We start from the raw sequence: 16,580 nt of genomic DNA on the forward strand, positions 1-16,580 counted from the left end.
CTTTCATGGCCAAGTCTCTTGCAGGGGTCTAGGAAAGCGGCCTGCAAGCCCGTAAAGCCACCGTGGCGGAAAAGAAAATTTTCGTGCCGGATGTTCCGTGGCTTGGCCGGAATGGGCATTCAGGCAGTGCGTACTCAGGATTGGTCTTATGCCTGTTGCGTATTGGGCATGGAGCGCGGCTCTGCCGCAAGCAAAGGATCGCTATGCCTGAAACCATTACCTCCTCCTCGGGCGGCTGGGCGGCCGCCCTGATTTCCGCTTCACATCTGGCGTGCGAGATCGGCCGTGCCGATCACGAGGCCGGCACGCTGGCCGACGGCCAGGCCTCGTCCATGCCCGCATCGGCGCCGCCGGCCAGTCAGGGCGCGGGGGCCGCGGTGCTCCGTTCCGGCTCGGGCATCGCCTTGCGCTTTACCGTGGACGCCATGGCCCGGGCCAGCAGCGCCCTGGCGCATGATGGCGATCGCATCCCGGCGCCGGCCGTCCATCGCAAAAGCAAACTGCGATCCGCGGCCGCCAAGGCAGTGGGCGCCGCGATGACGCGCTTGAACGCACCCAGGACCGATTCCTCGCGTGCCGACGGCGCGAGCGGCTCCATGGCGCGCGCGTTGACCGAAGAGGCCGGCATCAGGAAGCGAACGACGGCCAGGATTTATCTGCGCGGGCGGCCCGCCGATGGCCAGGAGGCACGGGCGGCCCGCACCGATGCGTCGCGGCCTGGTGCCAAACCTTCGCTGCCTTCCTGTTCCGCCGCACTGGCCGCCGACGTGGCCGGGCAGATGCGGGGAATGGCCAGCAGCCGTGCGTCGGCCTATCTCGGCGAGCTGGCCATGCAGCAGATGCAGTGCGGCCGTGCGGACCTGGCGATGCTGGCGAACCGGTTGAGCCTTCCGGCACCGTCCGCGGACGATGGCGCCGCGCCGCCGGAGACCGATCTTGCAAGGCAGGCGACCGAGGCATGGCTGCTGGCCGACTGCCTGCGCGACGAAGGCCGCGTCCGGGACGGCGTAGCCCCGCATGGCGGAGTGCCGCCCAGCGAAGTGCCGCGGACCGGTGCGCCGCCCGGCGACGATACGGCGCTGTTCATCGGCCGTTTGAACCGGCACGTCGATGCCGTGCTGGATACGTTGGTGCCCGAGGCGCTATGGGCCGTGTACCGGCGCCTGACGGTGGATGCCGCGCTAAGCGCGGGGCCGCAATCGTCCCTCGCGTCGGCGCAAGCGAATACCTTGTTCAATAGCGTGGGCATGTCGGCGGCACGCAGCGCGTGGGCGGCATCACAGGTGTGCGAGCTGGTCCAGGCGCCGCTGTCCCCGCAGGAGGTAGGCGCGGTATTGCGCGGTGCCGTGGCGGCTTCCAAGCCGGATGCATCCCATGACGAGGTCGCCCTGCTGGCCGTCGCCCAGGACATTGGGCGCCTGACGATCGAACGCTGCCAATACCTGATGATGCGGCAGTTGCGCGTGCGCGCCGGCCACATGCTGCGGGAAAAAGGCATACCCATCAATGAACTGGTGCACCTTGCCACCACTGTCCTGCCGCAAGGGCAATACGCGGCGAGCGTCGCCGGCACACTCCATCAAACCTTGCCGCCCGGCATGTCGTCGCCGGATGGCTGGACGGCGCGATATCCCTCCGATGCCCAGGCGCGCCAGCGCCTGGCCGCCGCCGTGGACATGCTTTCCAGCCAGGAAATCCTGGCGGCGGCGCGCAATCTGCTGCCCGAGGCGCGGCATATGCGACGGCTGGTGCAAGGCCAGGCCGCGCGGCCGGCCGAACGCGCGGCGCTGGGCAGGCAGTTCACCATCCTGTGCGAGGTGCTGGCGGACAGGCTGCCGCCCGCCGAATACGACGCGATGGCCGTTCCGGCCTTGAAGGCCCTGCGGGAGTGGGATTGGGATACGCGGTTGTCGCACCGTGCGTCCCGGCCTTCGGCTGGCGGCATCGCGGGTCTCCGGCGTGCCGTCCTTCGCGGCCTGCAGCGCCTGTCCCTTACCGTTCTTCCCGGCGATGGAAGCGATGGCCAACGGCTCCGCAACGCATACGCCGATGTCGTGAAGGCTGCCTCCAGCTTCCTTGCCAACGTAGAGGCCAATACCGGACTGGACCTGAAATCGGCGCTGAAGGCGGCAAGGCGGAATGCCGAAACAGCGCGCCTGGCAAGGTCCGCGGATAGTCCCGCGCCGTGGTCCGCCGGCAGCTTGCGCGTATTCAACGAGAGCGGCGCGCGCCTGATGAAGGCTGCCAGCCGGTACGACGCCTTGTGCCAGTCGCCCAAGGGCAAGTCGCTCCGCGCCCAAGCGGGCTTGCCGGGGAACACGGTGCACCTGCTCGAATCCGCATTCTTCGACGCGCTGGGCGGCATGGCGGGCCAGCGTGTCGACGTCCTGGGCCGGACTTTGTTCGATCCGGACTGGCTGAACGGCCTGTATGGACTGCAGGAGATGATGCACGACACCTATCAGGCCGGGCCCCGCCCCGCGCAGTCCCTCGTCGGGCGCTTGTTCAAGCGGGTACAGCAGCCATGGCAACCGCCGCTCGGCATGGCCCAGGCCCACGCGCTGGTGTTCGCCTTGCAATCCACGCTGAAGCAAGAGTCGGCCACGCGGGCCGCCGTCGAGGTCCTGGACGTGCTGGCGCATCGCCACGCGGACGCGGCTGGCGGGCCCGACGGCACGCCCACGGAAGCCGATTTGCGCATGCTGGACGACATTACCGCATTGGCGCAGCGCTTCCTTCCCATGGAGCGGCAATCCCTGGGTGAGCCCGCGCGCGCCAGCACCGGGCTTCCGCTGGATCGCTTCGTCGAGTCCGGCATGCGGCGCGCAACGGCTCTCTTGCGCGACCAGGTGCGAGTCGCCACGCTCGACCTGGATCGCCGCCCGCCCTCATGGCTGGCGCAGGACGAGCTATGGAAAGCCGTCACGCGTTACGGGCAGAAGGCGGCGAGGAGCGACGCGGCATGAAAAGGAGAGTGCGGTGACGGTGGGCGCGGCATCCGCGTGGGCCGGCGGCCTCCCCGGAGGACTGGACGGCGGTCATCCAGGCGGGCGGGGAATCGACGCTGGCGCCACAACGACGGCGTTCGCCTCGGCGGCGGATTACTCGGACGGCATCGGCATGGCCTTGCGCTTTGTCGCGGACGCCACGGCGCGCGCTGCCGGCGCATCGCTTCACGCCAGCGTGAAGCGGCCGCCTTCGCTATCGGGCGCCGGCTGCGATCTGGTGGCCGCCCGGCCCGGCGCGCCGCGTGCCGCGCCGGCGCGCAGGCGCGTTCCGGATGCCACAGCCCGGCAGTCCACCGCGCGCGAGGACGCCCATGCCGCCGGCACGCGCAAACTCACGGCACGGATAACCCTGCATCCGCGCCGGCCGCCGGCGTCCCGCACGTCCGTCCCCGACGCCACGGGCGCCCCCATCTGCCGCCCCCTTCCACCCTTGACCGAGGAATGCGCGCATCAGATCGCCGCGCATGCGCTAGGCAGGCCAGGGCCGCTATCCACGCAGTACCTTGCCCGCTACGCCGAACAGCAGGCGTCGCGTGGCGAAACGGCGTTGAGCCGGCTGGTCGCCATGCTGGCCGGCGAGGCGCAATCCCCGCGCACCTCGCCTACCGGCGCATCGCCCCCGGCGGCACCGGCCGCCGACGCACCGGTCACCGGATCGCGCCATGTGCCGGACGCCACGCTGGCCGCCGCGCGCGAGGCCACCCGCGCCTGGATGCTGCTGGCCTATCTGAACGACGACCAGGGCGGTCCGGGCAGTTCGACCGCGCTCGTCGATGGGCTCGAACCCATGGCCGATCGCGTTCTTCGTCGCCTGCCGCCGCTGGCCCTGATGGCTTTGCACAGGCGGCTGTCGATCGAAGACGAGATGACGGCGCCCGCCCGGGCGGGCATGTTCTCCAATCGCATGGACGCGACGGTAGACGCGGTGGGCCTGCGCGCCCTGCGCAATGCGTGGGCGGCCTCGGACCTGTGCGATCGCGTCGGCAAGCCTCTGGGTTTCGAGGGCGTGTGCCAGGTCTTGCGCGGGGCCACGGAGAACCCCGGCGCGGACGGCACCCTGTCGATGAACGCGATCAGGGACCTGGAAGCGCTGGCGACGGCGCGTTTCCAGTATCTGCTGGTGCACTTCCTGCGCATACGGACCGCCGAGCTCTTGCGCGCGCAAGGCATGGCGGCCAACGACCTCGCGAGCATTGCTCGCACCGAGGTGCCGCCCGCGGATTACGCGCGCAACGTGGCCGTGGCCCTGCGCACGATATTCCCCGTGGCCAAGGCCGGCACGGATCCGGCTTCCATGCAAGGCGTCACGGTGCGGCATCCCTCCGACGACACGGTGCGGTTGAGATTGGATGCCCTGCTGGACGACCTGCCGGATACGGACATCCGCGCCGTGGCCGGGAAGCTGCGGCTGGGCGTGGCGGACGCTGGGGCCGGGATGCGGGCATTGCGGGAAACCGTGGCGGCCCATGGCGGGGACGCTGGCGACCAGGCGGCGCTGGGCCGCCAGTGCAAGATACTGTGTGTCCTGGTGGCGGACCAGTGCCGCAAGCGCTTTCCGGAATGGGCCGGCGTCTCGTCCTTGGACGCGGCGCCGTCCTGGGAATGGGACGAACGGTTTTCGCGCGGCGCGCGCGGGCAGCCGCCCATGCCGCTCCCCATGCGCGCATGGCGCGCCATTGCCCGTGGCGCGCGCCGCGTGTTCTTCTCCGTGTTCCAGTCCTACAAGGAAGACGAGCAACGCGTGCGGGAGGCGTATGCCAGATTGGTGAAGCAGGCTTCACGCTTCATCGAGACCGTCGCACCGGGCATCACGCCCGGCGCGGGTCATCCCGGCGACCGCGGCGCCAACGTGGCGCCCGGCCGGACAGATGCCTTGCGCGCTTTCAGCGAAAGCCGCGCCCGGCTGATGCGCGCCTTCGAGCGCTGCCAGGCGCGATGCCGGTCCGCCGGCGGGGAGATCGCCCGGACCAAACTGCAGATTCCACAAGATCCCGCGCGCCTGTTGCGCTCCGCATTCCGCGATGCACTGGCCACGATGCCGGGCCCGTCCGTCCATGCCCTGGGCCTGGTCCTGTCGACACGGGAAGGCGTGTATGGCCTATCGGCCCGGGAAAGGCAGGTGGCGAAGCCTGCCCAGGCTCCTTATCTGGTTGCGTGTCTGCGCAGCGCCGTGCAGGAAGAGCCCGCCGCGCGGGCGGCCACCGAGCTTCTCCGCACCGTGCGGGATGGCTTCCGGACGTCGTCGGGGGACTTCTCCGCCGATGGCTACGCCGCACAGGCGGAATCGCCGGCCGAGGGCCTGCTGACGCGGCTGTGGGCCTTGGAACAGCGCTTCCGTCCCCTGGACCATCCGGATTCGACGGGGCTATCGGCGGCGTCCATGGACCGGTCCGGGTTCTTTGCCACGGGCCTGAAGCGACTGTCTCCCGCGGAGCGTGAAGATCTGCGCGGCATCGTCTGCGATCTCGATCGCCCGCGGCCGGCGGCCCTGGCGCACGATGCGCTATGGCTGGAAGTAGTGCGATGCTTCCAGAGCCGCGGCCGCCTGGCATGAGACCGGCGCCCAAGTAGGGGGGGCGCCGCCCTGGCGGCCCGCAGCGCCATTGCATGCGAGGCCGAGCCGGCCATCCCTGGACGCGGGCGGGCTCAGTCCGCGCCGGGAACCCGCTCGTACACCACGAAGTCGTACTCGTAGCCGTTTTCGGCGGCTTGCGGCTCGCGGGATACTTCCCGCCAGCGGAAACCGGGCAGCAGCGGGAACCAGGCATCGCCGTCCACGTCCGCCTTGATTTCCGTGGCCACGATGCGCTCCGCGCGATCCAGCGCGGCGCCATAGATTTGCGCCCCGCCGATGATGAAGACCTCGTCCGATCCGGCTGCCGCGGCCAGCGCGGCGTCGATATCCCGCACCACGACCGCGCCTTCGGCGGTGTACCCGGCCTGGCGGCTGATCACGATGTTGGTACGGCCCGGGAGCGGGCGTCCCAGCGATTCCCAGGTCTTGCGGCCCATGACGATGGGGTGGCCCAGCGTCGTCCGCTTGAAATGCGCCAGGTCCCCCGGCAGCTTCCAAGGCAGGCCGTTGTCGCGCCCGATGACCCGGTTGCGGGCATAGGCCACGACCAGCGTCATTCGCGTCATACGGCCACCGCCCCCTTGATATGAGGATGGCTCTGGTAGTCCACGACCTCCAGGTCTTCGTATTCGTATTCGAAGAGGGATGCCGGCTTGCGCTTGATGCGCAGCGTGGGGTAGGGATAGGGTTCCCGCGAAAGCTGCAGCCGGACCTGCTCGAAGTGATTGCTATAGATATGGCAATCGCCGCCCGTCCAGATGAAGTCGCCGACGTCCAGGTCGCACTGCTGCGCCACCAGGTGCGTCAGCAGCGCATAGCTGGCGATGTTGAACGGCACACCCAGGAAGATGTCCGCGCTGCGCTGGTACAGCTGGCAGGACAGCTTGCCGTCCGCGACGTAGAACTGGATCAGCGCGTGGCAGGGTGGCAGGGCCATCCGCGGGATGTCCGCCACGTTCCAGGCCGAGACGATGAGCCGGCGTGAATCCGGATTGCGGCGGATCTGCTCCAGCAGCTGGGAGATCTGGTCGATATGGCGGCCGTCGGGGGTCGGCCAGGAGCGCCATTGGGCGCCATAGACCGGACCCAGATTGCCATCGGCATCGGCCCATTCGTCCCAGATGGTCACCCCGCGCTCCTGCAGCCAGCGGACATTGCTGTCGCCGCGCAGGAACCACAGCAGCTCGATGAAAATACTCTTGGTGTGCAGCTTCTTGGTGGTCACCAGCGGAAAACCTTGCGACAGGTCGAAGCGCATCTGGTAGCCGAACACCGATCGCGTGCCGGTACCGGTGCGATCGGTTTTTGTGACGCCATGTTCGAACACATGGCGCATGAAATCTTCGTATTGACGCATGGGGATTGCCGGGCTCAGTTCGCGTCGGTGCCGGGGGCGCCGGTTTCGACCACGTCCACGGAAAACGTCAGCTCCGCGGTCTTGGCCAGCATGGCCGAGGCCGAGCAGTATTTTTCGTGCGACAGCTGCACCGCGCGCTCGACCGCCGCGCGCGGCAGCTTGTGCCCGGTGACGGTAAAGGCGAAATGGATGCGGGTGAACACCTTGGGGTCGGTCTCGGCCCGGTCGGCCTGCAGCTTCACGTTGCAGCCGGTGACCGCGTGGCGGCCGCGCTTCAGGATGAGCACCACGTCATAGGCGGTGCAGCCGCCGGTGCCCGCCAAGACCATTTCCATCGGCCGAAACGCCAGGTCATGGCCGCCGCCATCCACGGCGCCATCCATGACGGCAACATGACCGCTACCCGAGGTAGCCACGAACAACATGCCCGAAGGGCCGCCCCAATCGATCGTGCATTCCATGTCGATACCCTGAAAACTCTTCACTCAAACGGGGATCATAGCCGGTTCCCGCGCGGCGAAAGGCGCGCTCCTTGCTGTTCCCTACAATGTGTCCGTTCGAGCCGGAGGTCCGCTTCGCCGCCGCCGGCCCCTATAGGAGTCAGCATCGATGCCGTCCATCCCGCAGTCGTCCCCCGTGTCCCCGTCCCTGGTCCGCCGCAAGAGCCCCCTGGACACTCTCCTGGGCGAGGCCGACCGTGCCTTGCGCGTGCTCGCCGGGGCCTCCAGCGCCGGCCGCCCCTATCCGGCGGGCGCCGAGGCCGCGGAAACGCTGACCCCCGCGGAGCGCCGGCACGCCGCGGGGCTCATGCGCGTCAACCATGTAGGCGAAATCTGCGCCCAGGCTCTCTACCGGGGACAGGCGCTGGGCTGCGCCGATGCGTCCGCCCGGCGGATGTTCCATGAGGCCGCTGCCGAAGAGGTGGACCACCTGGCCTGGTGCGAGCGCCGCCTGGCGGAGTTGCGCAGCCGCCCCAGCCTGCTCAATCCGCTCTGGTATGCCGGCTCCTTCGGGCTGGGACTGCTGGCCAGCCGCACGGGCGTGCGCCGCAACCTGGGCTTCATGGCGGAAACGGAACGGCAGGTCGAGGCGCACCTGGACAGCCACCTGAAGCGGCTGCCTGAACAGGACCAGCGCTCGCGCCTGGTGGTGGACCAGATGAAGCAGGATGAAATCAATCATCGCGTCAGCGCCGAGCGCGCCGGGGCCGCGCCCTTGTCCTTGCCCGTACGCGGCGCCATGCGCGCGCTGTCGCGGGTCATGACCGGAACCGCCTATTGGATCTAGCCCTGCCGGCGGGGGAAGCCGGCCTTTCGCCGGGCAGTTCCCGCGCCCAGGGTTAACCCCGGTGGAGATTTTTGCGTTCGCGCCCTGGTATGGCACAATGCTTGCTGTCAGACTGGCGTCAGGCCGTGGGCAAGCGGTTTCGCCCCGCCAGATTAATGCGATGCACAAAAGCAACAGTTTTCGCGCCGTTGAATTCTGCGAAATTTTCTTCTTGCATCGCACAAAAAGTTTGGCTATGATTTGTCCATCGGATGTCGAAACGCAGTCGGCGCGGTGAAAACCCCGGCAGCGGACAGGGTACCTGGGAGGGTACTCCAGGGTTAACCCTCTGCGACATGCCACGGTTGTCTCCTCCACCCTCCTCCTTTGGTGGATTTAGCCCGAGATCGTCAGATCTCGGGCTTTTTTTTATCCATTTTTGCCCGCCGGGCGATGGCGCTTGCCCATCTGGCAGCCGCGCCGCGCATCGCGGCAAGACGCGGTCCGCATACTCGTCCCCGTCGGCGCCGGGGGTTCGCTCCCCCTTCCACTAAAATCGGCGCATCGATAGGGTAGGAATTCCTCATGTTGCGTATTCGGGATGTCAAGTTGGCCATCGTGGGGCTGGGTTACGTCGGCCTTCCACTGGCCGTGGAGTTCGGCAAGAAGCGCCCCGTGCTGGGCTTCGACATCAATACGCATCGCATCGACGAATTGCAGCGCGGCCAGGACCACACGCTGGAGGTGGAACATGCCGAGCTCGCGGCGGCCACGCACCTGGAATTCACCGCGGATGCCGCGCGCCTGGCCCAGGCGAACGTCTACATCGTCACCGTCCCCACGCCGATCGACGCCTACAAGCAGCCGGACCTGACGCCCTTGCGCAAGGCCAGCGAAACCATAGGCCGGGTGTTGAAGCGTGGCGATATCGTTATCTACGAGTCCACGGTTTATCCCGGCGCCACGGAGGAAGAATGCGTGCCCGTGCTGGAGCGGGTTTCCGGCCTGGTGTTCAATCGGGACTTCTACGCGGGCTATAGCCCGGAGCGCATCAACCCCGGCGACAAGACCCACCGCGTCAGTACCATCAAAAAGGTCACTGCCGGTTCGACGCCTGAAGTCGCGGACCTGGTGGACGCCTTGTACGGCGAAATCGTCGCCGCCGGCACCCACAAGGCGGCTTCCATCCGCGTGGCCGAGGCGGCCAAAGTGATCGAGAACACGCAGCGCGACGTCAACATCGCCTTGATCAACGAGCTGGCGCTGATCTTCAACAAAATGGGCATCGATACCGAGGCCGTGCTGCAGGCGGCCGGGACGAAATGGAATTTCCTGCCGTTCCGTCCGGGCCTGGTGGGCGGCCACTGTATCGGCGTCGATCCCTATTACCTGACGCACAAGGCCCAAAGCCTGGGCTACCACCCCGAGATCATCCTGGCGGGCCGGCGGCTGAACGACGCCATGGGCGGCTATGTCGTTTCGCAGCTGGTCAAGGCCATGACCAAGCGCCGCATCCACGTACAAGGCGCGCGCGTCCTGGTCATGGGCCTGGCCTTCAAGGAGAACTGCCCCGACCTGCGCAACACGCGCGTGGTGGATATCGTGCGCGAGCTGCGCGAATACGGGGTGGAGGTCGACGTCCACGATCCGTGGGTGGACCCGGCCGAGGCCATGGCCGAATACGGCATCCAACCCGTTGCCACGCCCGCGGACGGCCACTATGACGGCATCGTTCTTGCGGTAGCGCACCGGCAGTTCGGCGAACTGGGCGCCGCGCGCATACGCGCCTACGGCAAGCCGCAGCACGTGCTGTACGACCTGAAGTACGTGCTGCAACCCGATGAATCCGATCTGCGCCTGTGATCCACGTTTGAAAAAGGGCAAAGCATGACGCACCGCTATCAACAAATCACCGAAGACCTGCGCAAGGCGCCCCGGACCTGGCTGGTCACGGGCTGCGCCGGCTTCATCGGCTCGAATCTCGTGGAAACGCTGCTGAAACTCGACCAGGTGGTGGTGGGCCTGGACAATCTCTCCACGGGATACCAGCACAATCTGGACGAAGTCATGGAGCTGGTATCGGCCGAACAATGGGGGCGCTTCACCTTCATAGAGGGCGATATCCGCGACCTGGAAACCTGCCGGAAGGCGACCACGGGCGTCGACTTCGTGTTGCATCAGGCCGCGCTGGGATCGGTGCCGCGTTCGCTCCAGGACCCCATCGCCACGAACTCCGTCAACGTGGACGGCTTCCTGAACATGCTGGTGGCGGCGCGCGACGCCCGCGTCCACGGTTTCGTGTATGCGGCTTCCAGCTCCACCTACGGGGACCATCCGGCCCTGCCCAAGGTGGAGTCGGCGATCGGCAACCCCTTGTCGCCGTATGCGGTGACGAAGTATGTGAACGAGCTGTACGCCGATGTCTTCGCGCGCAGCTATGGTTTCGGCGCCATCGGGCTGCGCTACTTCAATGTGTTCGGCAAGCGGCAGGATCCCAATGGCGCGTATGCGGCGGTCATTCCCAAGTGGATAGGCGCCATGATCCGCGGCGAAGAGGTCGTCATCAATGGCGACGGCGAAACCAGCCGCGACTTCTGCTTCATCGAAAACGCCGTGCAGGCCAATCTGCTGGCCGCGCTGGCGCAGCAGCCCGGAGCGCACCAGGTCTACAACGTGGCGTGCAACGCCCGCACCAGCCTGAACGACCTGTTCAAGCACTTGTCGCGCCTGCTCGCCAAGCATGGCGTGCAGTATGACAAGGCGCCGGTCTACGGCGACTTCCGTGCGGGCGACGTGCGCCACTCGCAGGCGGACATCGCCAAGGCCAACGACCAGCTGGGCTATGCGCCCATGCACGACATCATCGAAGGCCTGGAAGTGGCCATGCCCTGGTACACGCAGTTCCTGCGATGACCGGTCGGCGCGGGGCGCGTTATCCCCGATGCCATGAAAAATACCCCCGAAGCCGGATCGAAATCCGCCTTCGGGGGTGTTTTTTTCAGCGCAGGGGGGCTTTCCCCCTTCGCCCGCGCGTTCAGAACGGCAGCTTGGCGTCCGGCTTCAGCGCCAGCAATTGCTTGCGGAAGTCGTCCTGGATGCGGGCCAGCGCGGCTTCGTTGTCGGCCTCGAAGCGCAGGACCACCACCGGCGTCGTATTCGACGGCCGGGCCAGGCCGAAGCCGTCGGGGTATTCGGCACGCACGCCGTCGATGGTGACGACCTGCACCGCTCCGTCGAACTTGCCTTTCTGCTGCAGGTCCTTGATCAGGGCGAAGGGCTCGCCTTCCTGCATTTCCAGCTTCAGTTCGGGGGTGGACAGGGCCTTGGGCAGGGCTTCCAGCACGGCGGAGGGGTTGGCGTCGCGCGAAACGATTTCCAGCAGGCGCGCGCCCGTGTACAGGCCGTCGTCGAAACCGTACCAGCGTTCCTTGAAGAAGGTGTGGCCGCTCATTTCGCCCGCCAGCGGCGCGCCCGTTTCGGCCAGCTTGGCCTTGACCAGGGAATGGCCGGTCTGCCACATCAGCGGCCGGCCGCCGGCCTGCTCGACGGCCAGGCCGACGTGGCGGCTGCATTTCACGTCGTAGATGATCATGCCGCCCGGCACGCGGGTCAGCACGTCGCGGGCATACAGGATCAGCTGGCGGTCGGGCCAGATGATCTCGCCGGATTTCGTCACCACGCCCAGGCGGTCGCCGTCGCCGTCGAAGGCCAGGCCCAGTTCGCAGTCCGTGGTCTTCAGGCAATGGATCAGGTCTTCCAGGTTGTGGGGGTCCGCCGGATCGGGGTGGTGATTGGGGAAGTTGCCGTCCACGTCGCAGAACAATTCCGTGACGTCGCAGCCCATCGCGCGGAATAACCGGGGCGCGATGGCGCCGGCCACGCCGTTGCCGCAATCGATGGCGATCTTCATCGGGCGCGCCAGCTTCACGTCGCCGATGATGCGCTCGATATAGGTGTCCACCAGGTCCATGGTGCGGCGGCGTCCCGGCGTGACGCCCGCCGGCGCCTGGCCGCCGGCCGCTTCCATGGCGCGATGCAGGTTCTGGATGTCGGCGCCGTACAGCGCGGCGCCGCCCATCATCATCTTGAAGCCGTTGTACTTGGGGGGGTTATGGCTGCCCGTGACGGCGACGCCCGAACCGGTTTTCTCGGTATAGGCGCCGAAGTACACCAGCGGCGTGGGCACCTGGCCGATGTCCAGCGTGCTGACGCCGCCCGCGTTCAGCCCTTCCTGCAGCGCCAGCGCCAACTCTTCGCTGCTGAGGCGGCCGTCGCGGCCGATCACGAGTTCCGGGATGTTCTTTTCGCGCGCCAGCGCCGCCAGGGCCAGCCCCAGTTCACGGGCGAAGCGCGCATTGAGCAGGTCGGGCACGGTGCCGCGTATGTCGTACGCCTTGAAGATGGAGGCCGGGAAAGACGACGCATTACCCACGGTGGTTCCTTTGTGGTCGAGTGATTCGGTAAACACGGAAGCGCGATTATCCCTGATAAGCAGGGCCGGACCGCAGTAGCGCGCATGGCCTAATGCCGGGCACTAGGGCGTATGGCGGACGCGGCGATGGCCGGAATCGGGGTGGCGCCTGTAGGCGCGGCGCCGCCAGGGCAGCAGGGCGTAGCCCGGCGGGAAGGGCGGCGGCGCTTACCGTCTGCGATTGTGGCACGGCGGCGCGCGCGGGGGATGTGTCGGAACTCGACAATCCTGACCGGGTGTTGCCGACAGGCGGTGGCGGGGTCCTCCCGGGCCCGGCACGGGACGGAAAATGCGGCCCTATCGCGTCCCCTACAATATGCACTCCGCCCGGCCGCGTATCGGGCGTCTATCCATTACGGGTGGCCGATGACTTTCCTTGCCGAACTCCAATCCCTGCTGGGCGCCGATCACGTACTGACGGGCGGCGATACCGATTCCTACACCCTGGACTGGCGCGGCCGGTATCGGGGGCGGGCCTTGGCGGTGGTGCGCCCGGATACGGCGGAGTCGGTTGCAGCGGTGGTGCGCCTTTGCGCGAGCCACGGCGTACCGCTGGTGCCCCAAGGGGGCAACACCGGCCTGTGCGGCGGCGCGACGCCGGCCGACGACGGCAAGGCCGTCGTGCTGTCGCTGGCCCGGCTGAATCGCGTGCGCGCCATCGACACCGACAACGACACCATCACGGTAGAGGCCGGCTGCGTGCTGCAGGCCGTGCAACAGGCCGCCGAGGCCGCCGGCCGGCTGTTCCCGCTGAGCCTGGCGGCCGAAGGCAGCTGCACCATCGGCGGCAACCTGGCCACCAACGCCGGCGGCACGCAGGTGCTGCGCTACGGCAACACCCGGGACCTGACGCTGGGCCTGGAAGTCGTCACCCCCGAGGGCGAGATCTGGCACGGCCTGCGCGGTTTGCGCAAGGACAACACCGGCTACGACCTGCGCGACCTGTACATCGGCAGCGAAGGCACCCTGGGCATCATCACCGCCGCCACGCTGAAACTGTTCCCCCTGCCGGTGGCCCGCTGCACGGCGCTGCTGGCGGTGCCCGATGTCGAATCCGGCGTGCGGCTGCTGGGCAGCGCGCGCAAGGGCTTCGGCGCCGCCTTGACCGGTTTCGAATTGATGGCCGGCAACTGCCTGCAGGCGGTGGTGCGGCTGTTCCCGCAGCAGCGGCTGCCGTTCGGCGGCGAATCGGCGCAGTCGCCGTGGTTCGCCCTGCTGGAGCTCTCGGACAGCGAAAGCGAAGCCCACGCACGCGAGCGCTTCGAGACCGTCCTGGGCGAGGCCATCGAGGCCGGGCTGGCCACCGACGCCGCCATCGCGGAAAACATCACGCAAAGCCGCGCGCTGTGGCACTTGCGCGAAAGCATCCCCCTGGCCGAAGCCGAACTGGGCAAGTCCATCAAGCACGATGTGTCGCTGCCGATTTCGCGCATCGCCGATTTCGTGCGTACCACCAATGCGCTGCTGCAGGCGCGCTTTCCCGGCGTCGGGCACGTGATCTTCGGTCACCTGGGCGACGGCAACCTGCATTACAACGTCACGCGGGCCGAAGGCCAGGAAGAAGCCGCGCTGCTGGCCCTGCAGCCGCAGATCTACGGCGTGGTGCACGATAGCGTGCACGCGCATGGCGGCTCCATCAGCGCGGAGCATGGCGTAGGCCAGCTCAAGATAGACGAGCTGCCCCGCTACAAAGAGGCGCTGGAATTGACGCTCATGCGCCGTATCAAGAACGCCCTGGACCCGGCCGGCATCATGAACCCGGGCAAGGTCGTGCGTCCCTAGGCCGGCCGGGACCGGATTTCCATGCCGACCGCGCCTGTGTCCGCCGCGCACTATCGCGTACTCATCGTCGAGGACGACGCCACCATCGCGGGGAATCTGTACAGTTTCCTGGAAGCGCGAGGCTTCGTCCCGGATGCGGCCTACGACGGCCGCGCGGCGCTCGCGCTGCTGACATCCCAGCATTTCGACGCGGTCATCCTGGACGTCGGCCTGCCGGGCCTGGACGGCTACGGCGTGCTGCGCACCTTGCGCACGGAACACATGCTGTCCGTGCCCGTGCTGATGCTCACGGCCCGCGACGAGCTGGACGACAAGCTGGCGGGGTTTTCCCATGGCGCGGACGACTACCTGACCAAGCCGTTCGCCCTGGCGGAAGTGGAAGCCCGCCTGCATGCCTTGATCCAGCGCGCCAATGGCGCGGTCGGCACCCCTGTACGCCGGTGGGGGCCGTTGAGCTATGACAGCCGGACGCGCGCCGTGACGGTGGCAGGGCGGCCGGTGCACCTGACGCGCAAATCCTGCATGATCCTGGATGCCCTGCTGCGCGACCCCGGCCGCGTGGTGCCCCGCACGGAGCTCGAAAGCCTGCTGTGGGGCAGCGAGCCGCCTTCCTCGGACGCCTTGCGCAGCCAGGTGCACCTGCTGCGCAAGGCGTTGGCCGACGCGGGCTTCGACGGCATCGAAACCGTGCATGGCACGGGCTGGCGGCTGGTGGACACGCCGGAAGGCACGGCATGAGAACAGGCGGTACGCTGACCCAACGGGTGGTGTGGGCACTGACCGGCACCGTGTCGATTTTCGTGTCGGTGCTGGTGGTCCTGGCCTACCTGACGTTCGACCAGATGGAAGACGACCTGGTCAACGACATCCTGACCACCGAAACCGACCGGCTGATACAGCGGGTGGAAAACGGGCAGGATATGCTGCCCCTGCGGGGCGCGCGCGAACTGGGCGGGTCGATGCGGGCCTGGATACAACTGCCCGGCGAGCCCAATCCTTCGATGCCGCCGGCGATGCAAGGCCTGGATGACGGCCTGCACCTGCTTGAGCCGGGCCCTGAAACCTGGCATGTCGTGGTGGCGGAAATGACGGGTGGCCGCCGGGTCTTCGTGCTGTACGACGCCACCGACAACGAGGACCGCGTGTTCGACTTCGGCCTGATCGTGCTGGGCCTGGGGGTGATCTGCATCGTCGCCGCCTATGGCGTGGCGCGCAAGGTTGCCTACCTGGCGGTGGGCCCCATGCTGACCTTGACGGACCGCCTGTCCACCTGGGCGCCCGGATCGCCGGACCTGGCGGTGGAGCGCAACGACGAGGCCGGCCGGCTGGTGGAAGCCTTCAATCGCGTGCAGAACCAGGTCGACCGTTCCCTTGCGCGCGAACGCGAATTCGCCGCCAATCTGAGCCACGAGGTGCGCACGCCGCTGGCGGCCATCCGCAGCGACGGCGAACTCATGCTGCTGGCGTCTTCCATCAACGCCGACCAGCGCACGCGGCTGAACCGCATCGTGAAGAACGTCGACAGCGTGGCCGCCGCGCTGGAAAGCGCCCGCGCTATGGCGCGCGACAAGCCGCGCGCGCCTGAACCGGTGGACTTGTCGGAGTGCCTGGCGGCGGCCTGGCAGGGGCTGGAGCCTTATGCGGAACAGGCTGGCCTGGGCCTGGACGCCCACGTGCCCTCCGGCACGGTGCGTCTGCTCGATCGCTATGCCCTGCTGACCGTGCTGCGCAATCTGATCCGCAATGCCGTGGAACATGCGGCGCCCGCCACGTTGACGGTCAGCGTCATCGAGGACGGACTGGAAGTCCGCGACAACGGCAAGGGCATTCCGGCGGACGACCTGCCGTTCGTCTTCGAGCGCTATTACAGCGTGCGGCGCCGGGACACCCAGGGCCAGGGCGGCGACGAAGCCGAGGCCGCCCAGGCGCTGGAACGGGGCCTGGGCCTGGCCATCGCCAAGCGGGTCTGCGATATGCAGGGCTGGAGCCTGAGCGTGGAATCCTGGGTGGATGCGGCCCGGCACGGCACCTGTTTCACCCTGCGTTTCGCGGGCGCGGAGGCCGGCCGCGATGGCGAGCTGCCGGCGCCCACGGCCGCGCCGGCGCGCGCGATTTGACAAT

The 16,580-nt window shown here is 67.8% G+C and carries 12 protein-coding genes; 8 read left to right on the plus strand and 4 right to left on the minus strand.

Translation table 11 applies throughout. From position 1 onward, the window contains the following. Nucleotides 1–203 precede the first annotated feature (203 nt). Nucleotides 204–2,966: a hypothetical protein gene (locus BAU06_RS02540; RefSeq protein ID WP_066343980.1), complete on the plus strand. Its 2,763-nt coding sequence runs from the start codon at nucleotides 204–206 to the stop codon at nucleotides 2,964–2,966. 154 nt (nucleotides 2,967–3,120) lie between these two features. Then, on the plus strand, nucleotides 3,121–5,562 hold the full coding sequence (locus BAU06_RS02545) for a hypothetical protein (RefSeq protein WP_156770131.1): 2,442 nt from the start codon (nucleotides 3,121–3,123) through the stop codon (nucleotides 5,560–5,562). A 92-nt stretch (nucleotides 5,563–5,654) separates the two neighbouring features. Here BAU06_RS02545 and BAU06_RS02550 read toward each other — a convergent pair whose 3' ends face one another. Genes BAU06_RS02550 through BAU06_RS02560 form a run of 3 tightly spaced genes read right to left on the minus strand, consistent with a single transcriptional unit; the run spans nucleotide 5,655 to nucleotide 7,401 of the window. Next, nucleotides 5,655–6,149 carry a dihydrofolate reductase gene (locus tag BAU06_RS02550; protein ID WP_066343982.1) on the minus strand — a complete coding sequence of 165 codons (495 nt, stop codon included), beginning with the start codon at nucleotides 6,147–6,149 and terminating at the stop codon, nucleotides 5,655–5,657. Continuing rightward, nucleotides 6,146–6,940 (minus strand): thymidylate synthase, encoded by a 795-nt coding sequence (locus BAU06_RS02555; protein WP_066343983.1) that lies wholly within the window; start codon nucleotides 6,938–6,940, stop codon nucleotides 6,146–6,148. The genes BAU06_RS02550 and BAU06_RS02555 overlap by 4 nt, the downstream gene beginning before the upstream one ends. A gap of 14 nt (nucleotides 6,941–6,954) precedes the next feature. Beyond that, nucleotides 6,955–7,401, minus strand: a complete 447-nt coding sequence (locus BAU06_RS02560; RefSeq protein ID WP_066343989.1) for an OsmC family protein — start codon at nucleotides 7,399–7,401, stop codon at nucleotides 6,955–6,957. Between the two features lie 148 nt (nucleotides 7,402–7,549). Here BAU06_RS02560 and coq7 point away from each other — a divergent pair, with 148 nt between their 5' ends. The 3 genes from coq7 to BAU06_RS02575 all read left to right on the plus strand — a co-directional run bounded on the left by coq7 (nucleotide 7,550) and on the right by BAU06_RS02575 (nucleotide 11,119). Then, nucleotides 7,550–8,227, plus strand: a complete 678-nt coding sequence (gene coq7 / locus BAU06_RS02565; RefSeq protein WP_066343991.1) for a 2-polyprenyl-3-methyl-6-methoxy-1,4-benzoquinone monooxygenase — start codon at nucleotides 7,550–7,552, stop codon at nucleotides 8,225–8,227. A 564-nt stretch (nucleotides 8,228–8,791) separates the two neighbouring features. Next, nucleotides 8,792–10,069 carry a Vi polysaccharide biosynthesis UDP-N-acetylglucosamine C-6 dehydrogenase TviB gene (gene tviB, locus BAU06_RS02570; protein ID WP_156770132.1) on the plus strand — a complete coding sequence of 426 codons (1,278 nt, stop codon included), beginning with the start codon at nucleotides 8,792–8,794 and terminating at the stop codon, nucleotides 10,067–10,069. A gap of 24 nt (nucleotides 10,070–10,093) precedes the next feature. Next, on the plus strand, nucleotides 10,094–11,119 hold the full coding sequence (locus tag BAU06_RS02575) for an SDR family oxidoreductase (RefSeq protein WP_066343993.1): 1,026 nt from the start codon (nucleotides 10,094–10,096) through the stop codon (nucleotides 11,117–11,119). A gap of 121 nt (nucleotides 11,120–11,240) precedes the next feature. On the opposite strand, the gene BAU06_RS02580 is transcribed toward BAU06_RS02575, so the two are convergent. Continuing rightward, a complete protein-coding gene (locus BAU06_RS02580; protein WP_066343994.1) occupies nucleotides 11,241–12,638 on the minus strand; it encodes a phosphomannomutase/phosphoglucomutase in 1,398 nt (465 codons plus the stop codon). A gap of 405 nt (nucleotides 12,639–13,043) precedes the next feature. On the opposite strand from BAU06_RS02580, the gene BAU06_RS02585 reads away from it, so the two are divergent. Genes BAU06_RS02585 through BAU06_RS02595 form a run of 3 tightly spaced genes read left to right on the plus strand, consistent with a single transcriptional unit; the run spans nucleotide 13,044 to nucleotide 16,576 of the window. Beyond that, nucleotides 13,044–14,459 carry an FAD-binding oxidoreductase gene (locus tag BAU06_RS02585; protein WP_066343995.1) on the plus strand — a complete coding sequence of 472 codons (1,416 nt, stop codon included), beginning with the start codon at nucleotides 13,044–13,046 and terminating at the stop codon, nucleotides 14,457–14,459. Nucleotides 14,460–14,480: 21 nt separating this feature from the next. Next, nucleotides 14,481–15,197: a response regulator transcription factor gene (locus BAU06_RS02590; protein WP_066344000.1), complete on the plus strand. Its 717-nt coding sequence runs from the start codon at nucleotides 14,481–14,483 to the stop codon at nucleotides 15,195–15,197. Beyond that, a complete protein-coding gene (locus BAU06_RS02595) occupies nucleotides 15,194–16,576 on the plus strand; it encodes a sensor histidine kinase (protein WP_066344003.1) in 1,383 nt (460 codons plus the stop codon). The genes BAU06_RS02590 and BAU06_RS02595 overlap by 4 nt, the downstream gene beginning before the upstream one ends. The last annotated feature ends 4 nt before the right edge of the window (nucleotides 16,577–16,580 follow it).

The sequence above is a fragment of the Bordetella bronchialis genome (genome assembly GCF_001676705.1).
Lineage (GTDB): Bacteria > Pseudomonadota > Gammaproteobacteria > Burkholderiales > Burkholderiaceae_B > Bordetella_C > Bordetella_C bronchialis.